The 21821-nt window shown below is 66.1% G+C and carries 22 protein-coding genes; 14 read left to right on the forward strand and 8 right to left on the reverse strand.

The window, feature by feature from the left end:
* The first annotated feature begins 179 nt into the window (after window positions 1-179).
* The 5 genes from V7066_RS01730 (at window position 180) to V7066_RS01750 (ending at window position 5759) form a co-directional block, all read left to right on the forward strand.
* A complete protein-coding gene (locus tag V7066_RS01730; protein ID WP_334181531.1) occupies window positions 180-1790 on the forward strand; it encodes an SMP-30/gluconolactonase/LRE family protein in 1611 nt (536 codons plus the stop codon).
* A gap of 40 nt (window positions 1791-1830) precedes the next feature.
* Window positions 1831-2205 carry an EthD domain-containing protein gene (locus V7066_RS01735; RefSeq protein WP_334181532.1) on the forward strand — a complete coding sequence of 125 codons (375 nt, stop codon included), beginning with the start codon at window positions 1831-1833 and terminating at the stop codon, window positions 2203-2205.
* Complete coding sequence (locus tag V7066_RS01740) at window positions 2198-3430, forward strand: MFS transporter (RefSeq protein ID WP_334181533.1); 1233 nt, start codon at window positions 2198-2200, stop codon at window positions 3428-3430. The genes V7066_RS01735 and V7066_RS01740 overlap by 8 nt, the downstream gene beginning before the upstream one ends.
* An 89-nt stretch (window positions 3431-3519) precedes the next feature.
* On the forward strand, window positions 3520-4878 hold the full coding sequence (locus V7066_RS01745; protein ID WP_334181534.1) for an aromatic ring-hydroxylating oxygenase subunit alpha: 1359 nt from the start codon (window positions 3520-3522) through the stop codon (window positions 4876-4878).
* An 11-nt stretch (window positions 4879-4889) separates the two neighbouring features.
* Window positions 4890-5759 carry a VOC family protein gene (locus V7066_RS01750; protein ID WP_334181535.1) on the forward strand — a complete coding sequence of 290 codons (870 nt, stop codon included), beginning with the start codon at window positions 4890-4892 and terminating at the stop codon, window positions 5757-5759.
* Window positions 5760-5774: 15 nt separating this feature from the next.
* Here V7066_RS01750 and V7066_RS01755 read toward each other — a convergent pair whose 3' ends face one another.
* Window positions 5775-6371 (reverse strand): TlpA family protein disulfide reductase, encoded by a 597-nt coding sequence (locus V7066_RS01755; protein ID WP_334181536.1) that lies wholly within the window; start codon window positions 6369-6371, stop codon window positions 5775-5777.
* A gap of 19 nt (window positions 6372-6390) precedes the next feature.
* On the opposite strand from V7066_RS01755, the gene argH reads away from it, so the two are divergent.
* From argH to V7066_RS01785, 6 genes are all read left to right on the forward strand, one after another.
* Window positions 6391-7764: an argininosuccinate lyase gene (gene argH / locus V7066_RS01760; RefSeq protein WP_334181712.1), complete on the forward strand. Its 1374-nt coding sequence runs from the start codon at window positions 6391-6393 to the stop codon at window positions 7762-7764.
* A 5-nt stretch (window positions 7765-7769) separates the two neighbouring features.
* On the forward strand, window positions 7770-8009 hold the full coding sequence (locus V7066_RS01765; protein WP_334181537.1) for a hypothetical protein: 240 nt from the start codon (window positions 7770-7772) through the stop codon (window positions 8007-8009).
* Window positions 8010-8050: 41 nt separating this feature from the next.
* Window positions 8051-9310 carry a diaminopimelate decarboxylase gene (gene lysA, locus V7066_RS01770; RefSeq protein WP_334181538.1) on the forward strand — a complete coding sequence of 420 codons (1260 nt, stop codon included), beginning with the start codon at window positions 8051-8053 and terminating at the stop codon, window positions 9308-9310.
* A gap of 79 nt (window positions 9311-9389) precedes the next feature.
* Window positions 9390-10178 carry a precorrin-2 dehydrogenase/sirohydrochlorin ferrochelatase family protein gene (locus tag V7066_RS01775; protein ID WP_334181539.1) on the forward strand — a complete coding sequence of 263 codons (789 nt, stop codon included), beginning with the start codon at window positions 9390-9392 and terminating at the stop codon, window positions 10176-10178.
* Between the two features lie 343 nt (window positions 10179-10521).
* On the forward strand, window positions 10522-11487 hold the full coding sequence (locus tag V7066_RS01780; RefSeq protein WP_334181540.1) for a hypothetical protein: 966 nt from the start codon (window positions 10522-10524) through the stop codon (window positions 11485-11487).
* The gene (locus tag V7066_RS01785; protein WP_334181541.1) at window positions 11475-12380 is read left to right on the forward strand and encodes a transposase; all 906 of its coding nucleotides are present in this window, start codon (window positions 11475-11477) and stop codon (window positions 12378-12380) included. The genes V7066_RS01780 and V7066_RS01785 overlap by 13 nt, the downstream gene beginning before the upstream one ends.
* Here V7066_RS01785 and ruvX read toward each other — a convergent pair.
* Genes ruvX through pyrE form a run of 7 tightly spaced genes read right to left on the reverse strand, consistent with a single transcriptional unit; the run spans window position 12377 to window position 17839 of the window.
* Window positions 12377-12862, reverse strand: a complete 486-nt coding sequence (gene ruvX / locus V7066_RS01790; protein WP_334181542.1) for a Holliday junction resolvase RuvX — start codon at window positions 12860-12862, stop codon at window positions 12377-12379. The two genes, V7066_RS01785 and ruvX, sit on opposite strands and share 4 nt — an antisense overlap.
* Entirely contained in the window at window positions 12844-13971 is a 1128-nt protein-coding gene (locus V7066_RS01795; protein ID WP_334181543.1) for a DUF3089 domain-containing protein, read from the reverse strand. Before V7066_RS01795 ends, ruvX begins: the two co-directional genes overlap by 19 nt.
* A 32-nt stretch (window positions 13972-14003) precedes the next feature.
* Window positions 14004-15092 (reverse strand): AI-2E family transporter, encoded by a 1089-nt coding sequence (locus V7066_RS01800; protein WP_334181544.1) that lies wholly within the window; start codon window positions 15090-15092, stop codon window positions 14004-14006.
* On the reverse strand, window positions 15092-16018 hold the full coding sequence (gene lepB / locus V7066_RS01805) for a signal peptidase I (RefSeq protein ID WP_442947289.1): 927 nt from the start codon (window positions 16016-16018) through the stop codon (window positions 15092-15094). Before lepB ends, V7066_RS01800 begins: the two co-directional genes overlap by 1 nt.
* 19 nt (window positions 16019-16037) lie before the next feature.
* Window positions 16038-16448, reverse strand: coding sequence for a holo-ACP synthase (gene acpS / locus V7066_RS01810; RefSeq protein ID WP_334181545.1), 411 nt, complete (start codon window positions 16446-16448; stop codon window positions 16038-16040).
* Window positions 16449-16464: 16 nt separating this feature from the next.
* A complete protein-coding gene (locus V7066_RS01815) occupies window positions 16465-17208 on the reverse strand; it encodes a pyridoxine 5'-phosphate synthase (protein WP_334181546.1) in 744 nt (247 codons plus the stop codon).
* Between the two features lie 46 nt (window positions 17209-17254).
* Window positions 17255-17839, reverse strand: a complete 585-nt coding sequence (pyrE, locus tag V7066_RS01820) for an orotate phosphoribosyltransferase (protein WP_334181547.1) — start codon at window positions 17837-17839, stop codon at window positions 17255-17257.
* A gap of 206 nt (window positions 17840-18045) precedes the next feature.
* Between pyrE and coxB the strand changes: the two genes are divergently transcribed.
* The 3 genes from coxB (at window position 18046) to V7066_RS01835 (ending at window position 21818) form a co-directional block, all read left to right on the forward strand.
* Complete coding sequence (gene coxB / locus V7066_RS01825) at window positions 18046-19095, forward strand: cytochrome c oxidase subunit II (protein ID WP_334181548.1); 1050 nt, start codon at window positions 18046-18048, stop codon at window positions 19093-19095.
* Window positions 19096-19122: 27 nt separating this feature from the next.
* A complete protein-coding gene (gene ctaD, locus V7066_RS01830) occupies window positions 19123-20811 on the forward strand; it encodes a cytochrome c oxidase subunit I (RefSeq protein WP_334181549.1) in 1689 nt (562 codons plus the stop codon).
* A gap of 92 nt (window positions 20812-20903) precedes the next feature.
* A complete protein-coding gene (locus V7066_RS01835; RefSeq protein ID WP_334181550.1) occupies window positions 20904-21818 on the forward strand; it encodes a heme o synthase in 915 nt (304 codons plus the stop codon).
* Window positions 21819-21821 lie beyond the last annotated feature (3 nt).

Here is a 21821-nt window from a genome sequence, read left to right on the forward strand (position 1 = left end):
ATATGCGCACGCAGCCAGCGGGGGCAATCGAACAAAGCCCCCTGAACGTCGCCGGGGCGATAGTGCATGTCCGAACGGCTCTCGGCCCGGTCCTCGCGTTGCCTGCCTCGGAAGCGCTGGATAGGCTCGGCCGGAAAAGAACGGCTGCAAGAGCGCCGGACGAGAGGACAATTTCACCGATGCTCGAACCCGCAGGACGTAATCACGGCGTCGTTTCCGCCCGCGCTTCCGAAGGCTGGATGCTGCACCGGCTGACCCCGCCCACGCGCCTCTACAGCGCCAATGGCCTGCGCACCGGCGCGGACGGGCGCATCTATGTCGCTCAGGTCGGCGGCAGCCAGATCAGCGCGGTCGATCCCGATACCGGCGCGGTGGAGATCATCAGCCCGATGGGCGGCGCGATCACCGCACCGGACGACCTTGCCTTCGACGAGGCAGGCAACCTCTACGCCACCGAGATTACCGAGGGCCGCGTGACCATGCTGCGCCCGGACGGCAGCAGCGAAGTGGTCTGCGGGGACCTGCCGGTGGCCAACCCCATCACCTATTCGCAAGGCCGCCTGATCGCGGCGGGCTGCCGCATGGGATCGCAGATCCTCGAACTGGACCGGAACGGCGGCGCGCCGCGTGTGATCGCGAGCGACGTGCCGATGCCGAACGCCTTCGAAGTCGGCCCGGACGGCAAACTCTACATCCCGGTGATGGGCGCCAACGCGATCTGGCGCATCGATCTGGATGGTAGTGGCGAGCCTGAAGTGGTCTGCGGCGATCTTGGCGTGCCGGATTCGGTGAAGTTCGACAGTGAGGGGATGATCGTCTCCACCCAGGTCGCCAGCGGGCAAGTGCTGCGCATTGATCCGCGCACCGGCGCGAAGACGGTGCTGGCCGATATCGGCGCCGGTCTCGACAACTGCACCTTCGTGGGCGACCGCCTGTTCATTTCGCACATCCTCGGCTCGATTCACGAGATCACCACGCCCAAGGCGGCGGGCGGTCTGGTGAAGCCGCTGATCGAGAAGGGCCTACAATGGCCGCTGGACGTCGCCATGGGCGAGGACGGCGTGCTGTGGATTGCCGATGGCGGCTTCGTGTTCTCGCTCCGCGCGGGGGAGGCGGTGAAGCTGGAAGGCATGCTGTTCAGTCCCAGCTTCCCCGGTTACTCGCGCGGCGTCGCGGCGGCGGGTGCGGGGACGATGATCGTCACCACCGCCAATGGCGAAGTTGCCAAGTTCCATCCTGCCGGGCCTTCCAGCGAGGTTTTGGCGAGCGGCTACGACCAGTTGATGGGCGTCGCGCTGGCTCCCTCCGGCGCGGTGGTCTTCGCGGAATATGGCACCGGCAAGGTACACTCCGTACACAATGGCAAAGTAGAGGAACTGGCCTCCGGGCTGGATCGGCCCAAGGGCGTGGCGGTGGCCGGGGACGGCACCGTCTACGTGGCCGAAAGCGGTGCGGGTCGGGTGGTGAAGCTGGTCGGCGGACGGACCGAGACGGTGCTGGACGATCTCATCCGCCCCGAAGGCCTCGCGATCCGCAATGGTACCGTGACCGTGCTCGACGTGAAGCGCCGCGAAGCGATCCAGTGCGACTTGTCCGGCGGCACACGCGAAGTGATCGCGGCCGGCCTGCCGGTCGGCGCGCCAGAGGGCACCGATCCCAAGCCGCTGGGCGGCGTGGGCGACATGTGCGGGCCGATGGGCAACATGACTGGGCTCGACGTGGGGCCGGACGGCACGGTGTGGATCTGTGGTGACCTTGAAGGCACCGTTCTCGCACTCAGGAGGGCGTAAGATGCTCAAGCAGATTTGCTTTTTCCGGAAACGCCCGGACATGACCATGGACGCGTTCATGGACTACTACGAGAACCAGCACTCGCAGCTTTCCAAGAAGATGGGCGCGCAGCCGGCGATCCCCGGCGCGGTGCGCTACGTGCGGCGTTATCTGGTGCCGGAAAAGAACCCGATCACCGGCGAAGTCCACGATCCCGGCTTCGATTGCGTGATGGAAATCTGGTGGAACAGCCGCGCCGACTTCGAACGCTCGCAGGCGATCATCAGCGATCCCGCGCGCCTGCCGATGACCAAGGCGGATGAGGAAAAGCTGTTCGCCAGCCACGCCAATCCGGTGTGCACCTGCATCGAATACGATTCGCCGATGGGGCCGAATGGCGAAGCGACGCAAGTTGAGCTGCGCTACGGTGACTGAACCAGCCTCAGCCCGGCAGGAGTGGCGGCAGTTCGGGCTGGTGCCGGTGGCGGCGGGGCTCGGCTACGCCACCAGCGTGATCCATATCTACGGCATCGGGCCCTATATCGGCCCGGTGGCGGAAGCGATGGGCTGGAGCCGCACCGAAGTGACATTCGGGCTGACCATCGCGACTTTGGTGCAGGCCATCGGCGGCGTTTTCATCGGCCTTGCGGTCGACCGCTTCGGCCCGCGTCGGTTCGGCGTGATCGGCATCGTGCTGCTGACGTTGGCCTTCGCGCTGCTCGGCACGACGGGCGCCAGCCTGTCGCAATGGTATTTGCTCTGGGGGCTGATCGCGATGGTCTCGCTGCCGGTGCAGGCCTCGGTCTGGACGAGCGCGGTGGCGTCCCGGTTCGAGCTTTCGCGCGGGATGGCCCTGGCGGTTACGCTTTGCGGTGCCTCGATCGCGGCGGGGCTGTTCCCGATTATCGGCACCTGGGCGATCAAGACCTTCGGCTGGCGCATGGCCTTCGCGGTGCACGGCGGGCTGTGGTTCGTGATCGCGGCGCCGGTGATCTTCCTGTTCTTTCGTGGTGCGCATGATCGGGGCCGGGCGAAGACGGAAGCCCCGGTGCGGGGCGACCTGCCCGGCGTTTCGTTGGGGCAGGGGTTGCGCTCCAGCGTCTATCACCGGCTCTTCGTGGCCAGCCTGCTGTTCACTTTCACGATCATCGCCATCGTCGTCCACTTCGTCTCGATCCTCGGTGATCGCGGCGCGGACCCGATGACGGCGGCGGCGATCGCCTCGTTCGTCGGCTGGTTCTCGTTGGCCGGGCGGCTGGGGACAGGCGTGCTGCTCGATCGCTTCCCCGCCTCGCTGGTCGGCGCGGCGGTGTTCATGCTGCCGGTGATCGGTTGCCTTTTGCTGCTGGGATCGGGCACTTCGTTGATGGCGTTGGCGCTTGCCTCCGGGCTGATCGGGCTGACCTTGGGGGCGGAGATCGACGTGGTGGTCTACCTGATCACCCGGCATTTCGGCCTCAGGAACTTCGGCGGGCTCTACGGCGGCGTGCTGGCGGCGCTGTCGATCGGCACGGCGGTCGGCCCGCTGGTGGCGGCGCTGATCCATGACCGGACGGGCAGCTACGAAATGTTCCTCTATCTGGCGATCGCCACCATGGCGGCCAGCAGCCTAGCCATCGGTACGCTGCCACGGCGCAGCCTGAAATTTGCCGCCGCCTAGCGCCCGGTAGCGCCACGGCGATTGGCCTCGCGTGCGAATAATGGGATAACGGCCGCAAATCGGCGCGATACGAAATTGGGAAGAGAGCAATGGGTGAGCAAGGTAAGATCGTACAGGCTCCCGAAGACCTGACCGTCCCGGTCCGCGTCCCGGCGGAAGCCTACATCTCGCCGGAATACGCCAAGGCGGAGCGCGACAAGCTCTGGCGCAAGGTCTGGCTGCAAGCCGGGCGACTGGAGGACATTCCGGAGGTGGGCGATTTCATCACCTTCGACATCATCGACGATTCGGTGATCGTGGTCCGCGCTTCCGACACCGAACTCCACGCTTTCCACAATGTCTGCCCGCACCGCGGCCGCAAGCTGGTCGATACCCCCACCGAAAAACGCAATGCGCGCGGCACCCGTCGCAGCTTCATCTGCGGTTATCACGGCTGGACCTTCGGGCTGGACGGCGCGAACACCTACATGGAGCATCAGGAGGACTGGCAGGGCCATCTCTGTGCCGGCAAGGCCGACTTAGGTGTCGTCAAGGTCGACACCTGGGGCGGCTGGATCTGGATCAATCTCGACCCCGACTCCATGCCGCTGGCGGACTATCTGCATCCGGCGGCGGGGATGCTCGACCCTTATGGCCTACAGAACATGCGCCCGCGCTGGCGCAAGTGGGTGGTGTTCGAATGCAACTGGAAGGTCGCGATGGAGGCCTTCTGCGAGACTTACCACGTCTCCACTACGCACCCGGAATTCATGGAGTTCGGCCAGTTTCGCGGCTGGGCGCGCAACCAGGGCCTCCATTCCAACATCGGCTACGATGCGCCCAAGGGGCAGGAGGAGGATTCCGGCAAGCTCCGCCTCGGCACCGGTGAAGACCCGCGCCTGACCACGGCGGAGATGCAGAACTTTACCTGGGCCAACGCCAATACTAACACCACGATGACGCTGGTCGGCGTCGCCAATCGCCTGAAGGACGAACTGCCCGAAGGCACCCCGGCGGCGGATGTTTCGGCCTACTGGATCGGCACTGCGCGCAAGGAAGACGCGGAACGCGGCGTGGTCTGGGCGCAAGTCGACCCGCAGCATACCGCGCAGGCGGGTACGGCCTGGCAGATCTTCCCGAATTTCCAGATCGGCCACGCGGTCAACAACATGCTCTGCTATCAGGCGCGGCCCCATGGCAGCGACCCGGACAAGTGCATTTTCGAGGCTGCCGTCTACGAACTCTGGCCGGAGGGCGAGGCGCCCGAGACGGAGTGGGACTACACAGCGCCCACCGACTGGCCGCCGGTGCTCCAGCAGGACTTCGCCAATATGGCCGCCGTCCAGCAGGGCATGAAGAATCTCGGTTTCCGGGGCGCGCAGCCTAATCCCTATATGGAGCGATCGGTGGCATCGCTGCACATGAACCTTGCGAAGTTCATGGGCACGGGCGCGCCGGAAACGTACTGAGCACGCTTGCCATGGACCCGATGCCGCTCGTCCACATAAGTTGGGCGCTGGCCGACAACGCTGCGCGACCGGCCTGCGACGCTTTCTTTCGCGAGGTGTTCGGCGCCGAAACCGCGCACGAAATCCTGATCACTCCTGAAACCGAAAGGCTGGGACTCGACCGCGAGGAGAGCCTGCTGATGATCGGCGATACGATGGTGATTCCCATCGCACCCGCCGGACGCGGGGCGGAGCCGGGCAGCCCGCTGGGCGACATGCTGCGCCGTTCGGCGGGACCGGGGCGCTGGATCGGCGTGGCGCTCAAGGTCCACGACCTCGCCGCTGCCGATGCCTGGTTCGCCGCGCGTGGCTTCAGGCGACATTACGATCCGGGGATGGAGGCGTTTTATTTCATCGTCCCGCGTGGAGAGGTCATGGGGCTGCGGCTGGAGATCGTGAAGCAGGACATGCCCGGCGATCCTCGCCGCGATCCGTCATGGCGACCGAAGAGCGATCACCCGCTCGGGATCGAGCACCTTCAAGCCATCGGAATCTCTGCCGACTCGCCGGAAGAGGCGCGCAAATTGTTCCACGGGAAACTTTCCTGGCCGGAACTGGGTAAGTGCGCATGGCCCGAGGCCGACGGCCTGGCCTTCGCGATGGGCGAAACCGTGCTCGAAGTGCAGTGCGACCGCGATGGGAACGGCCCCATCGCCCGCCACGCGCGCGATGTGAAGGGCATCTGCCACCTCGTCTTCCGGGTTCGCGATGCCCATGCCGCCGCGGATTATCTGCGCGGCAAGGGCTTGCCGCTGATCGGCGATGTCGAGGGCCGTTTCGCCATCGCCCCGGAAGCGGCGCATGGCCGGCTGATCTGGCTCACCGCGCATTCCCGCCCTTAAACGGGACGCGGGGAATTACTTCGCTTCGGCCAGCAGCTTGGCGGCTTCGGGCGAGGACCAGTCGTTGCCGCCGGTATAGCGCCAGACTTCGCGGCCCTGGCTGTCGAACAGCACCGTGACCGGCAGGTTGCCGCCGTACTGGAAGCCGAGGTCGCCGTTCTCGTCCACCCAGGGCTGGATGTTGTCGAGCTTGCGGCGGCGCAGGATCTCGACGACCTTGTAGGTATCGCCGGTATCCTCGGAGATCGGCAGGATCTGGACTTTGCCGTTCGGGTCCTTGGCCAGCGCCTCCAGCGTGGGCATCTCGGCGATGCAGGGCGCACACCAGGTTGCCCAGAGGTTGATGAGCAGCGGCTTGCCCTTCAGCGACATGAGATCGAGGCTCTCGCCGGTGTTGTCCACCAGGGTGACGTCGGGCATCGGGTCGCCCTTGTGCGAGCGATCGACCTTTCCGGTGGGCTTTTCGGCGGCCGGTGTTGCCGGAGCGGCGCTTTCGGAAGCCTTTTGTTGCGCGTCCTTGCCGCTTTGCCTATCGCAGCCCGCGATCAGGAGGGCGCCGGCCCCCGCGACGGAATACAGGACGAGCGACTTGAGCGATTTGGAAGACAGCAAGGCGGCGGGCTCCAACCAGATGTGGGGTGGACGGTTCGAAGGTGGACCGTCTGCGATCATGCGCGAGATAAATGCCTCGATCCCCTTCGACAAGGCATTGTGGCGGCAGGACATCGCGGCCAGCAAGGCACACGTCGCGATGCTGGGCGCCTGCGGCGTGGTTTCGGCCGAGGACGCGATCACGATTCGCGACGGTCTGGATCAGGTCGCGGCCGAGTACGAAGTCTCGGGAGTCCCGGAAAACTGGGACCTCGAAGACATCCACATGACCACCGAAGGCCGTCTGGCCGAGCTGATCGGCCCGGTTGCCGGACGCCTGCACACCGCCCGCTCGCGCAACGACCAGGTGGCGACCGATTTCCGCCTCTGGGTGCGCGATGCCGTCGATCAGGCCGATGCCGGGCTGGATGCGCTCCAGAAGGCGCTCGTCGCCCGCGCCGGTGAACATGCCGATTCGATCATGCCCGGCTTCACCCATCTCCAGACCGCGCAGCCGGTGACGCTGGGCCATCACCTGATGGCCTATTACGAGATGATCGGCCGCGACCGTTCGCGCTTCGCCGATGCGCGGCGGCGCATGAACCGCAGCCCGCTGGGCGCCGCGGCGCTGGCCGGCACCGGCTTCCCGATCGACCGCAAGATGACCGCGCAGGCGCTGGGCTTCGATGCGCCGACCGACAACAGCCTCGATTCGGTGTCGGACCGCGACTTCGCGCTCGATTACCTGATGGCCGCCGCGCAGTGCTCGCTGCACCTTTCGCGTCTGGCGGAAGAGTTCATCATCTGGGCCAGCCAGCCCTTCGGCTTCGTGGCGCTGCCCGATTCGCTGTCGACCGGCAGCTCGATCATGCCGCAGAAGAAGAACCCCGACGCGGCCGAACTGGTGCGCGGTCATTCGGGCCGGATCGTCGGCTGCCTCACCAGCCTGATGATCACGATGAAGGGCCTGCCGCTCGCCTATTCGAAGGACATGCAGGACGACAAGCCGCCGGTGTTCGAGGCGGCCAGCCTGCTGGCGCTGTCGATCGCGGCGATGACCGGCATGGTCGCCGAAACCCGCTTCCGCACCGATCGCATGCGCGGCGCCGCCGAACTCGGCTTCGCTACCGCCACCGATCTTGCCGACTGGCTGGTGCGCGAAGGCAACATTCCCTTCCGCGAGGCGCACCACATCACCGGTTCCGCCGTGAAGCTGGCCGAGCAGCGCGGCGTCGCGCTCGACCAATTGCCGCTGGAAGATCTCAAGGCCATCGACAGCCGCATCGACGAGCGCGTATTCAACGCGCTCTCGGTCGAGGCTTCGGTCGCCGCGCGCAAGTCGCACGGCGGCACTGCCCCCGATCAGGTACGCCTGCGCGTGGCCGAAGCCCGGCTCGCGCTCGGTCTGGAGTGAGCTTGATGCGCAAGACTGCCGCCCTGATCCTGCTTCTCGCGCTCTCGGCCTGCGGCCAGAGGGCGTCGCTGGCATTGAAACCGGGGCAGCAGCTTCCGCCCGCGCCTTACGGCCGCGCGCAGAAACCGGGCAGCGGCGAGCTGCTCCAGACGCCGACGCTGGCGATCCCCGAACGCAGCGTCGAACTGCGCACCCGCTCGGAACCACGGGACGACGATCCTTTCGATCTCCCGCCGCCCGAGTAAGTTTTTCAGGCTCAACAAGCCTCCCGGATACCGAGAAAACCATGGACCATTTTGCCCTGACCGACGGCGAGCTTTTCGCCGAAGACGTACCGCTGGCTGCGATCGCCCGCGAAGTCGGCACGCCCGTCTACGTCTATTCCCGCGCGACGATCAGCCGCCACGCCCGCGTCTTCCGCGAAGCGCTGGCCGAACTGCCCAGCGTCCACATCGCCTTCGCGGTGAAGTCCAACCCCAACCTTGCCGTGCTGCGCCTGCTGGCGAACGAGGGCTACGGCGCCGACGTGGTCTCCGAAGGCGAGATGAACCGCGCGCTGGCAGGAGGCATTCCGGCCGGTGACATCGTGTTCTCGGGCGTCGGCAAGACCCGCCGCGAACTGACCGCCGCGCTCAAGGCGGGAATCGGCCAGTTCAACCTCGAGAGCGAGGAAGAGGGCGTGGAACTGGCGGAAATCGCCGCTTCGCTCGGCCTGCGCGCGCCTTGCGCGCTCCGCGTCAATCCGGACGTCGATGCCCGCACCCACGCCAAGATCTCCACCGGCAAGGCGGACAACAAGTTCGGCGTGCCCTATGACCGCGCAGGCGGCATCTATGCCCGCCTCTCGGCCCTGCCGGGGCTGGATATGAAGGGCCTTGCGGTCCACATCGGCAGCCAGATTTCCGACCTCGAACCCTCGCGCCTCGCCTTCCTCAAGATGGGCGAACTGATGGCGGCGATCCGCGCCGAGGGCCATTCGGTGACGCACATGGACCTCGGCGGCGGCCTCGGCGTGCCCTACAAGGCGAGCGATTCGCTGCCGACCCCGCAGGACTACGGCGCGATGGTGGCCTCGGTCGCGAAGGACTGGGGCGTCACCTTGATGTTCGAGCCGGGCCGCGTGATCACCGGCAATTCCGGCGTGCTGGTCACCGAAGTCGTCCGCGTGAAGGAAGGCGTGGTGAATCCTTTCGTCGTCGTCGATGCGGCGATGAACGACCTTGCCCGCCCGGCGATGTACGATGCCTGGCACGATTTCGCGGCCGTGAAGCCCAATGGCCGGACGATGACCGCCAACATCGTCGGCCCGATCTGCGAAAGCTCGGACACTTTCGCGATGGGCCGCGAGATTGACGAAGTCGCCGCCGGGGATCTTGCGATCTTCCGGACCGCCGGTGCTTATGGCGCGACGATGGCCAACACCTACAACAGCCGCGCGCTGGTGCCCGAGGTCATGGTCGATGGTGACAAGTGGGCGGTGGTCGCCGCCCGCATCGAACCGGAAGCGATCCTCGCGGCCGAGACGGTGCCGGATTGGCTCGCCTGATCGGGCCTTCGACAAGCACGGTATGAACGGATAGGAACGGCGCGCTTCGCCGTTCCTTTTCGTTTGGGGTCCTGTTTCGATGATCGAGAGCCTGCCGCTGTTCCATCGCATCGCCGGTCGCCCGGTGATCGTCACCGGCAGCGGGGAGGCTGCCGAGGCCAAGCGCCGCCTCGTCGAGCGGGCAGGCGGGCAGGTCGTCGCCGATCTTTCGCAAGGCATTGCCCAAGGGGCACGGATCGCCTTCATCGCGGAGGAGGACGAGGCCGCCGCGCGCGCGGGAGTTGCACAGGCGCAGGTGGCCGGCCTGCTGGTCAATGCCCCCGACCGGCCCATGCTATGCGATTTCACCGTGCCCTCTATTCTCGACCGCACGCCGGTGCTCCTCGCCATCGGCACGGGTGGGGCTTCCGCAGGGCTGGCCAAGCAGTTGCGCCTGCGGCTGGAAGCGCTGCTGCCGCAGACGCTGGGCGCTCTGGCGCGCGCGCTGCTCGCGGCGCGGCCCGCTTTGCGCGCGCGTTTTTCCGATCCGGGCGAGCGGCGGCAGGCGCTGGATGCGGCTCTGGCGCAGGGCGGAGTGCTCGATCCGCTGACGGACGCCGGGCCGGAGCGTGTCGCCCGATGGCTTTCCGAGGCTGCCGATCCCGCGAGCGAGACGGTCGAGATCGTGCTGCGCAGTGCGGACCCCGATGACCTCACCTTGCGGGAGGCGCGACTTCTGGGTTCCGCAGACCTCATCCGCCACGAGGCCGAAGTGCCGGAGGCGATACTGGACCGCGCCCGCGCCGATGCGGGGCGCCGCGTGCTTGGCGAGCCGTATGAACAGCCACGCGGTCTACTGGTGATCCTGCGGGCGGCGCAGGACCATTAACTACGATCGGTTGCGCGCATTATACAACAATCTCGTCGACAGTTTTTGCTGGTTAAATTGAGGTTTACGGTTTCAGGGAATTAACTCATTCAAAAGTCAGGTGTGCTGCATCATCTTCCCGGGTGGCGGGGAATGGCCGAAAGGGAAAGTCTTGCAACTACCTGACGTGATGACTTCGGAATTGCCGCAGATCGCATTTACCAGCCTTCCGGACCTTGCCGGTTTCTCTCCGCATGAGCAGCCGACTGGACTCCATGGTCCGCGGCCGTGCCTGGACGATAACCATGCGTTGCTGATGCCCTGCCTCTACGAACTCCACCCCGGCACCTGAGGCACATCGCCGATGCAGGTGCATGAGGACCTGAAGGCGCTCGCGCGGGACGATGAGGCATGGGTGCTGGGGCAGCGCGAACTGGCGAAGACGATCGCGGAATGGCGAGCCTTGCCCCATGTCGCGCCGGTGCTCACGGCGTTGGAGCGCTTCGGCAGGGGGGCGGAACTGGAGGCTTGCGGGCCGCTCGCGGCGTTGTTCGACGGCAATGGAGACGCTGCGGCGGCGCTTGTTTCGGAGCTGGTCAGATGCGGCGTCGAGGCGATCGGGGCCTTTCCGCTTGGGCAATTGCCGCTCCGCCATGCCTGCCGCGAGACGATGAACACTGTGTTGCTGGCCCATGCGGGAACCGCGACGCTGGCGCTGGCGGTCTACGATGGGGAAGCGCTGGCGCGTCATCCGGCTCCCCGGACGGCTGAGTTCGCGCCCAAGCAGACCTGGTCCCGCGTGCTGGCCGGGAGCGGCCGGGGAGACCGGATTTTACGCGATTCGTCAGGCTCGCTGCATATCGAGCCGGTGGCACTGGAATCCGGAGATGCGCTTTATCGCAACGGCACGCGCGAGGCGTTCAAGCTCCAGCAGGTCGACGGGAGCCTCGTCGTGCTGCGGTTGCAACGGTTGTCCTCGCTGCATGGCCCGGTGCGCGCGTTTGCCATGGAGGACGGTGCCTTCCGGGGGCAGGTGGCGCTGACCGCCGAGTACAACCGGTTGGAAATGGCCATGGCGGTTCTGGCCGGTCTTGGGCGGCAGGATGCCGTGCCGGTGCTGTCGCGGATCGTCGACGGGACGGGTTCGGCAGCGCTGCGCTGGGAGGCGCTGCGCGCGATTCTCGCCATCGATACGCGTGCCGGGCTGGTGCTGCTGGGCACGGTGGCGGCGGGCGAGGACCGGGAACTGGCCGGTCCGGCGCGGGACCTTCATCGGTCCCTGATCGCGCAGTGGCCCGAATTGGAGAGAGTGGCGCAATGGCGCGGATAATGACCTTGCGCGATCCGACGTGCGCCTCGCTCGCGGAATTCGTCGATGCCCTGTCCTCCTGGGGTTTCGACCCGCGTGACGAGGTGAGCCTGTCCCATGCGGCCAATTGGCTGCAACGGCTCGGCAACGACCGGAACTTCCTGGGCGATCTGCTGGTGGACCTGATATCCGGGCTGGCGCCGGTTCCCGATGGGGCCGATGCGTTGGAAGGCGTCGGGCCGCAGTCGATCATGCTGGTGACGCCCGGGCAGGGGGACTTCTTTCTCAACGCCCGCATCTGGCCTTCCGAGCACGATGCGCTCTACCGCGCGAGCGGGCCGGAAGCGCTGGGTTATGGGCTGGCGCACGATCATACCGCCGATATTCTGGCGCTGGGCTACTTCGGGCCGGGCTATCGATCCGACGAATTCGAATACGATTACGAGGCCGTCGTCGGCCTGGCGGGGGAGCCGGTCGATCTGGTGCCGCAGGGCCGCCTCGTCCTCGAACCGGGGTGTACGGTCCACTACCGGGCGCGGCGCGATGTCCATGTCCAGCATCCGCCGACCTCGCTCTCGGTGGCGCTGAACCTCGTACATACGCAGGCGGTGCAGGGCTGGATGGACCGCTACGATTTCGACGTCGCGAAGGGCACCGTGACCCGGCTGCACGGCCATGGTCCCAGCGAGAGCTTCCTGCGCATTGCCGTCGCGCTCGGCGGCGAGGAAGCGCGTGAACTTGCCGCGTGCTTCGGCAAAGGGCATCCCAGCGATCGCATGAGGCTGGTCGCCTGGGAGGCCTTGGCGGCGCAGACGGGAAGCGCCGAGGCACGCGATGCGGTCTGGCGCGAGGCGGAAGGTTGCGGCAGTCGGCTGGTTTTGGCCGAAGCGCGGATGCGGCGGGCCGAGTCCTAGAACATCCCGCCGGCAAGGGCGTCGATGGCTCCTTGCAGGATCACCGCGGCGGCGGCGGAATCGATCCGGGTGGCGCGCTTGGCGCGGCTCATGTCCTGTTCCAGTAACCCGCGTTCGGCGCCGGTGGTCGACCAGCGCTCGTCCCAGAGCAGGATCGGCAGACCCAGCGCGCCGAGATTGCGGGCATAGGCGCGGCTGGACTGTGAGCGCGGGCCTTCGGAACCATCCATGTTGAGCGGCAGGCCGATGACGATGCCCTTGATCGAACGCTCGCGGATCAGGTCCAGCAGCAGTTCGCGGTCGGCACCGAACTTGCCGCGCTTCAGTGTCTTGCCCGGCGAGGCGAAGCGCCAGCCCGCGTCGCAAAAGGCGGTGCCGATGGTCTGGGTGCCGAGATCGAGGCCGAGCAGCGCCCCTCCGGATTCGGGCAAGGCGTCGCGATAGTCCAGCGCGCTGGTGGTGATCACTGTGCCTTCTGCCATGTCGCAACCCGTCCTTCGAAATCCGCGCGAAGGTTCGCCCAGAACAGGGTCACGTCATAGAGATGGTAGTTGTTTCCGGGAAGCACGTAAGGCCCCATGTTCAGCGCCGGAGGCGGTCCGATGTGGAGAAAGTGATCGGGACCGCAGCTTGCGGGCACCGTCGCCTTGGCCAGGGTGCCGCTGGCGGCGCGGGAATCGGGGCGGAACTCGGGAACCAGGGTGCCGAGGTTGGTCGCCGCATCGGCGCTGCCGCCCTCGCTGCCGGTCAGCGGATTGGTGCAGAGGAACGGGCTTTCCGCCACGCCCTGCCCGTCCAGCCCGGTGCGGCGGCCATAGGCGTTCAGCAGCATTTTCGTATCGGCGGGATCGGCGACCGAGAGCCAGCTGACCACGCAGCCGGTCTGCTTCGGATCGGCGCAGGCGGGCAGGCCCATCTTCGGCAGGTCATGCGCGAGAGAGACCGGCCAGCCGATCACGTAGGCGGCGATAATGCGCTTGGCGAGCGGCTTGTCCGCCACGCGGTCGCGCAGCACGCGGCGCAGTAGGAAGGCGCCCTGGCTGTGCCCGGCCACGACGATGGGGCGGCCGCGCGGCACGCTCTTCACGAACTGGTCGAAGGCGGCGAGCACGTCGGAATAGGCGAGGTCGATGGCCTGGTTGGCCTCCGGCGCGGCCGTGAGGAAGGCGCCGATCGCGGCCTGCCGGTAGCGCGGCGCCCAGACTTCGGCACGGTTGAACGGGCTGGCCATGCCCTTGACGAACAGCGCCGCGCGGTCCTGCGAAAAGGCGTCCGTCAGGTCCCCGTTCCAGGCGCTGCGCGCGACGAGGCTGGTGGGATGAACGAAGAACACCGCGACCTTGAGCCGCGTCTTCGGCTTGTCCACGCCAGGCGGCAGCCAGCGCGAGGGATCGTCCGGCATGTCCGGCCGGGCCAGCCACATCTTCGCATCGCGCCAGGCCTCGGGACCGAGCGCGTCCTTATGCGCGTATTCGACGTTCGGAACGAAGGCCAGTTCGGTCAGGTCCTCGGACCATATCCGCAGCGCCACGAAAAGGCCGATGACGAGGAGGACGAGAATGGCAATGACGTAGAGGAACTTGCGAGCCATGTTTCAGGGTCTCGCCTGCGGGGCGTTCCGGGTCAAGCGGGGCCGTCGGCGATTTGCGGCGTGGCATCGCCGTTGCGGTCGGCCTCGCGCTCGAGCCAGATCTTGATCATCGCCACCAGCGGATCGGCGAGCGCCAGGCCGAGCAGGCCGAACAGCACGCCCATGATGAGCTGGGCCGCCAATACCAGCGCCGGCGGCAGGTCCACCGTCTTGCGCGCGATCATCGGCACGATCAGATAGCCGTCGATCAGGTGGATCAGCACGTAGACCATGATCGTGTAGAGGCCCATCTCGTAGCCGCCGGAAAAGCCCACCAGGATCATGATCATCCCGGAAATCGGCGCGCCGATATTGGGCAGGAAGGCGAGAAGGCCGGTGATGAGGCCGAGCAGGGCGGCCATCGGCACCCCGTAGAACTGGAGCATGGCCCAGGTGAACAGGCCTTCCACGGTCATGCCGATCAGGCGGCCGAACAGCAGGCGGCGCAAGGCCTGGCCCATGATCGCGACCGTGCTTTCGAAGTGATCGCGGCGGTCGATCGGCAGCATCCAGCCGACGCCGCGCTGGTAGAGCCGGGGTTCGAGCGCGAAGTAGATGCCCAGCACCAGGATCAGGAACAGCGTGGTGAACACGCCGATGAGGCCGCCGACCACGCGCGTCACCTGGCTGATCCCGCCGACGGCCTCCTGGGCCATGCCGCGAAGGTCGGTGATGCGCGGCTGGATGCCGTGGGCATGGAGCCAGCTCAGGCCGTTGCGGAACTGGCTCTCGATCGTGGTGGGCAGTTCCGCCGCCTGCAAGGCGATCTGGCTGCCGGCGAAACGCGCGACCCAGAGCAGGAACAGCGCGGCCAGCAACAGCACAAGCACGACGCAGAGGCCGCGCGGCAGCCGCAGGACCTTGCGGATCACCCGCGCACCGCCGTCGATCAGGGCGCCGAAGACGATTCCGCCGAAGATCACCAGCAGCGATTGCGAGAGAAACACGGCCAGCGCCAGCAGCGCCGCCATGCCGATCCAGACGAAGGCCTTGCGCGCCTCCGTGCGGATCAGCGGATCGGAAATATCGGTGGGACCGGCGCGCCCGGTGAGGTCGGCGTCGTGCTCCGGCCCGCTGGCCATCAGTTCCAGGCTTTCGCGGGATCGACCGGCGGGCGCAGGCTGGTGAAGGCGCGGCCCGGACGCAGGGCGCTCCACCAAGTCAGCGGGTTCCAGCTCTGGGTGCCGTCGAGCGAGAAAGTGATGAATTCAGCACGTCCGCCGACGTCGTAGAGCGGCACCGGACCGCCGAGACCGCCACCGGGACGGCCGAACATGTCGGTCTCGAACGGGGCGCGGCTGTCGGCCGAGCGGTCGCGATCGTCGCCCATCAGGAAGATGTGGTCTTCGGGAACCGTGATCTCGGGATAATTGTCCAGCTCCTGGTTCAGGTAGTCGATCACCTGATAACTGGCGCCGTTGGGCAATGTTTCACGGTAGGTCGGCATTTCGTAGACGTCCTTGCCGCTCGGCAGACGGGTGCGGAACTCTCCGAAGCCATCGTAGCAGTGGCCGGGCTCGGAATCGCCCTCGCAGGTCAGCGAATCGTCGGCGGCGATGCGGACCGGGGGAATCATCTCGCGGGGCACAAACTTGCCGTTGAGGCGGATGCGGCCGTCGATCACGGCGATGCGGTCTCCGGGCAGGGCGACCACGCGCTTGATCAGGTCGGCCTTGCGATTGCCAGGCACGACGATGACGATATCGCCGTATTCCGGCGTCCGGCCCAGCAGCCGCCAGGTGCTGCGCGGCAGCAGGTGGAAGCTGATCGAGGACCAGTTCCAGCCGTAGGGATATTTCGAGACGACCAGCCGGTCGCCCACGAGCAGCCCCGGCATCATCGAGATCGAGGGGATGTAGAACGGCTTGGCGATGAACGAATGGAACGCCAGCACGCCCAGCAGCATCAGCGCAAGCCCGCGCAGTTCCTGGAACCAGTTGACCTTTTCCGCAGTGGGCGGGGCCTTGGCGGGCATCTGGTTCATGGTCGGCTTGGGCTGTTGGATCATGTCCCGGAAATACTCGGCGTCAGGATTGGGGAAGGGGGCGCGCTTCGATGACCACGAAGGCCTGGGCCCATGGATGATCGTCCGTGAGCGTAAGGTGAACCACGGCCTCGTGTCCGGCCGGAGTCAGGGCGTCCAGCCGCGTTTTCGCGCCGCCGGTCACGGCCAGGGTCGGCGCGCCGGAGGGCGCATTGACGACGCCGATGTCCTTCATGAACACGCCCGCCTTGAAGCCGGTGCCGACCGCCTTGGAAAAGGCTTCCTTGGCGGCGAAACGCTTGGCCAGCGTGCCCGCGACGGTATGCGGACGGCGTGCGGCCTTGGCCTGTTCGAGGTCGGTGAACACGCGCTGGAGGAAACGCTCGCCGAAGCGGTCGAGCGAGTTCTGGATCCGCTCGATGTTGCAGAGGTCCGAGCCGAGGCCGATAATCATGAAATTCCGGCTCCTTTCACCGAACCTCGTCCATCAACTGGCGCATCTTCTTCACGCTCGTTTCAAGCCCGCAGAATATCGCCTCGCCGATAAGGTAGTGGCCGATGTTGAGTTCCGCCAGTTGCGGAATGGCGGCGATCGGCTGCACGTTCTCGTAGGTGAGGCCGTGCCCGGCATGAGGCTCGATGCCGTTCTTGGCGGCCAGCGCGGCCATGTCGACGATGCGGCGCAGTTCGACGGCTACCTGCTCGCCCTCGGCATGGGCATATTCGCCCGTGTGGAATTCCACGACCGGCGCGCCCAGCTTCATCGCGGCTTCGATCTGGCGCGGTTCCGGGGCGATGAACAGGCTGACGCGGATGCCCGCGTCCGACAGGCGCGCGACGATCGGGGCGAGGCGGTTGTGCTGCCCCGCCGCGTCGAGGCCGCCCTCGGTCGTGCGCTCCTCGCGCCGCTCGGGCACGATGCAGGCGGCGTGCGGGCGATGGCGCAGCGCGATCTCCAGCATCTCGTCGGTTGCCGCCATTTCCAGGTTGATCGGCAGGCCGGTGGCCGAGGCCACCCGCTCCAGGTCCTCGTCGCGGATGTGGCGGCGATCCTCGCGCAAGTGCACGGTGATGCCGTCCCCCCCGGCCTGCGCCACGATCTGCGCCGCGCGGGCCGGATCGGGATGCTCGCCGCCGCGCGCGTTGCGGATGGTGGCGACGTGGTCGATATTGACGCCGAGACGCAGGCGCGCGGGGGTGAGGACGTTGGCCAAGTTTATGAAATCCCTATCTTCAGACTTCAGGCTTCAGGAAAATGCCTTAGGGGTTGGCGCGGCTGCCGGGCTTGACGGCCGGGGTGGCGGCCAGTTCGGCCGGCAGTTCGTCGGGCGCGTAAGTCGGGAAATTGAGCGCCACCAGCGGGAAGAACGGCACGCCGAGGTCGACCGCACCGGCCGAACGGTCGATCAGCGAGGCGGCCGCGATCACTTCGCCGCCGGCTTCCTCGATCGCCTTGATCGCTTCGCGGCTGGAGAGGCCGGTGGTCACCACGTCCTCGACCATCAGCACCTTGTCGCCGGGTTCGAGGCTGAAGCCGCGGCGCAGTTCGAAAGTGCCGGTCGGGCGCTCGACGAACATTGCGTCGACCTGGAGGGCGCGGCCCATTTCCTGGCCGATGATCACGCCGCCCATGGCCGGCGAGACGACCTTGGTGATGGCCTTGCGAATATCGTGGGGGAGTTTTGCCGCGATCGCGACAGCGAGTCGTCCGGCGCGGTCGGGGTTCATCAGAACCCGCGCGCACTGGAGGTAGTAAGCGCTGTGCCGACCCGAGGAAAGCAGGAAATGCCCTTCAAGCAAGGCCTTGCTGGCGCGGAACTCGGCGAGGACTTCTTCTTCCTGCATCGGGAGGTATTCCTTTGGTGCAATTTGCAATGTTCTGGCGGGGCAACATGGCCCCATGCGTCAAAAATCCCCTAGAGGCGCTTGAGACGGGCGGCAAGGCCGCGTATAGCCCCTTGTCAACGGGGGTAAAAAGCCTCCGCAATAGGGGTGCGCGCTTGGGAGGCGACTCACTTGCGCGATCAAAAGAAAACGGAAGCGCTGTAACCATGATATTGGGCAAAACCGTTCGTACTTTGGGCGAGGCTGCAAAGGCTCTCGGTCTATATTCCGTCACGGCCATGGCGTTTTCGTCCAGTCTGGCAATCTCTTCTGCAATCGCGGCGCCTGCCGCCGAAGCCGTTCCCGCAGCGGGCTACACGCCGATGAAGCCCACGCCGGGGATCGGCATGCCGGTGGAAGGCGGGATCGGCCTTCAGCAGCAATATTCCAAGCTCGGCGAATATGGCGAGTGGATCCACGACGGCGTGCTGATGCCGATCATCACCGTCATTACCCTGTTCGTGCTGCTGCTGATCATCATTATCGCGGTGCGCTACAACCGCCGCGCCAACCCGGTCGCTTCGAAGACCAGCCACAACACCATTCTCGAAGTGGTGTGGACGCTGGTTCCGGTGCTGATCCTGATCGGCATCGCGGTGCCCTCGATCGACCTCATCGCCAAGCAGTATAAGCCGGCTCCCAAGGGCGCGCTGACCATCAAGGTCACCGGAAACCAGTGGTTCTGGACTTACGGCTATCCCGATAACGGCGATTTCGAAGTCGTCTCGAACATGCTCAACCTGCCCGGCCAGCCGACCATCAACAACGGCGTGCGCGAAGTGGGCTCCAAGCCCTGGGACGGCCCCTCGCACCTCGAGGTGGACAACCGCATGGTCGTGCCGGTGGGTGAGCCGATCCGGCTCCAGATCACCGCGGCCGACGTGATCCACTCGTTCGCCGTGCCCTCGCTGTGGTTCAAGCTCGACGCTGTGCCCGGTCGCATCAATGAAAAGGTGCTGCTGGTCGAAAAGCCGGGCGTCTACTACGGCCAGTGCTCGGAACTGTGCGGCGCCAAGCACGGCTACATGCCGATCGCGGTCGAAGCGCTGCCCCGCGCGCAATACGATGCCTGGGTCCTGACCCACGCCGGCGGCGTGATCGACGGCCAGAAGCCCGCTGCCGCAGCAGCAACAGTCGCGGCCCCTGCCGCAGTCGCCACGGAAGCGGCATCGGAGGCTCCGGCCGCTGATGCCACTGCCGCAGCTACCGCCGAATAAGCGCGAATCGAAGGACAGGGCCCTACCATGGCAACCACCGTTCCCGACCATTTCCAGGGCAATGTGGATCACCACGCCCACGCCGATCACGACCATAAGCCGAGCTTCTTCGCGCGTTGGTTCATGTCCACCAACCACAAGGACATCGGCACGATGTACCTGATCTTCGCGATTTTCGCGGGGATCATCGGCGGCGCCTTTTCGGGCATGATGCGCGTCGAACTGGCCGAGCCGGGCATCCAGTACCTGGATATCTTCGCCCGCTGGTTCGGTGCGACCAACCCCGATTTCAACTCGACGCTCCATGTCTGGAACGTGCTGATCACCGCCCACGGCCTGATCATGGTGTTCTTCATGGTCATGCCGGCGATGATCGGCGGCTTCGGCAACTGGTTCGTGCCGCTGATGATCGGCGCGCCGGACATGGCCTTCCCGCGCATGAACAACATCTCGTTCTGGCTGACCGTGGCGGGCTTCATCTCGCTGCTGTGCTCCGCCTTCGTGCCCGGCGGCACGGGGCTTGGCGCGGGCACCGGCTGGACGGTCTATGCCCCGCTCTCGACCAGCGGCTCGCCCGGACCCGCGGTGGACTTCGGCATCTTCGCGCTGCACCTTGCCGGTGCCGGCTCGATCATGGGCGCGATCAACTTCATCACCACCATCTTCAACATGCGTGCCCCCGGCATGACCATGCACAAGATGCCGCTGTTCGTGTGGTCGGTGCTGGTCACCGCCTTCCTGCTGCTGCTCTCGCTGCCGGTCCTCGCCGCCGCGATCACCATGCTGCTGACCGACCGCAACTTCGGCACCACCTTCTTCGACCCCTCGGGCGGCGGCGATCCGGTGCTCTACCAGCACCTGTTCTGGTTCTTCGGCCACCCCGAAGTCTACATCATGATCCTGCCGGGCTTCGGCATCATCTCGCAGATCGTCTCGACGTTCTCGAAGAAGCCGGTGTTCGGCTATCTCGGCATGGCCTACGCCATGGTCGCGATCGGCGTGGTCGGCTTCATCGTCTGGGCGCACCACATGTACGCCACCGGCATGTCGGTGAACACGAAGATGTACTTCACCGCCGCCACCATGGTCATCGCGGTGCCCACCGGCATCAAGATTTTCTCGTGGATCGCGACGATGTGGGGCGGTTCGGTCGAGTTCAAGAGCCCGATGGTCTGGGCGATCGGCTTCATCTTCCTCTTCACCGTCGGCGGCGTGACCGGCGTGGTCCTGGCCAACGGCGGCGTGGACGATGTGCTCCACGACACCTACTACGTCGTGGCGCACTTCCACTACGTGCTCTCGCTGGGCGCGGTGACGGCGCTCTTCGCCGGGTTCTACTACTGGTTCCCGAAGATGAGCGGGCGGATGCACTCCGAGTTCCTCGCCCACGTCCATTTCTGGATCTTCTTCATCGGCGTGAACATGATCTTCTTCCCGATGCACTTCCTCGGGCTGCAGGGCATGCCGCGCCGCTATCCGGACTATGCCGAGGCGTACCAGCACTGGAACCATGTCGCGACGATCGGCTACATGGTCATGGCGACCAGCCTCGTCGTGTGGCTGGTCAACATGATCTACGCCTTCACGGCGGGCCGCAAGGCCGAGGACAGCTACTGGGGCGAAGGTGCGACCACGCTGGAATGGACGCTGTCCAGCCCGCCGCCGTTCCACCAGTTCGAGACGCTTCCGGTCATCGAGGAAGCCGCGCACCACTGATGCCGTGCACCGTCCCGGCGGATCGCCGGGGCGGCGCCCGATTCGCAAGGTCCTCGCTTTTCGGGGCCTCGTGGGTGTAAGGGGCCACCACCATGACGACAACGAGTCCCTCCCAAACCGCTTTCCTGCCTGCCGACTGGCGCGATCTTCTGGCGCTGACCAAGCCGCGGGTGATGAGCCTGGTGATCTTCACCGGCCTCTGCGGATTGCTCGCCGCACCTGAGCGAATTCATCCGGTTATCGCCTTCACCGCCATCCTCTGCATCGCCATGGGCGCGGGCGGCGCCGCCGCCCTCAACCAGTGGTGGGAGGCCGATCTCGACGCCGGGATGAAGCGAACCGCCAACCGCCCGCTGCCGCAGGGCCGACTCGACCGGACCACCGCGCGCGACTTCGCGGGCGTGCTCTGCGCCGTCTCGGTCTTCCTGATGGGCTTCGCGGTCGGCTGGCTGCCTGCCGCGATCCTGGCGATCTCGATCATCTACTACGCCGTGATCTATACGATCTGGCTCAAGCCGCGCACGCCGCAGAATATCGTCATCGGCGGCGGTGCGGGCGCTTTCCCGCCGCTGATCGGCTGGGTGGCGGTGACCGGCCATGTCACGCTGATGCCGGTCCTGCTCTTTGCCATCATCTTCTTCTGGACCCCGCCGCACTTCTGGGCGCTCGCGCTCTTCGTTAAGAGCGACTACGCCAAGGTCGGCATTCCGATGATGCCGGTCGTCGCGGGCGAGAAGGCGACGCGCAAGCAGATCTTGATCTACGCCGTGCTGCTGCTGCCGCTTTCGGTGCTGCCGTGGTGGATCGGCGGAACCGGTGCGATCTACGGCATCTCGGCGATCGTGCTCTCCGCGCTGTTCCTGGCGCTGTCCATCCGTGTCGGCCTGCGCGAGCGCAGCGGCGAGGAAGATAGCATGAAGCCGGAAAAGCAGCTTTTTGCCTATTCGGTGCTCTACCTCTTCGCGCTTTTCGCGGTGCTGGTGGTGGATCGCTTCATCATCCTTTGAAAG

This window comes from Novosphingobium sp. (assembly GCF_036820275.1).
Classification (GTDB): Bacteria; Pseudomonadota; Alphaproteobacteria; order Sphingomonadales; family Sphingomonadaceae; genus Novosphingobium.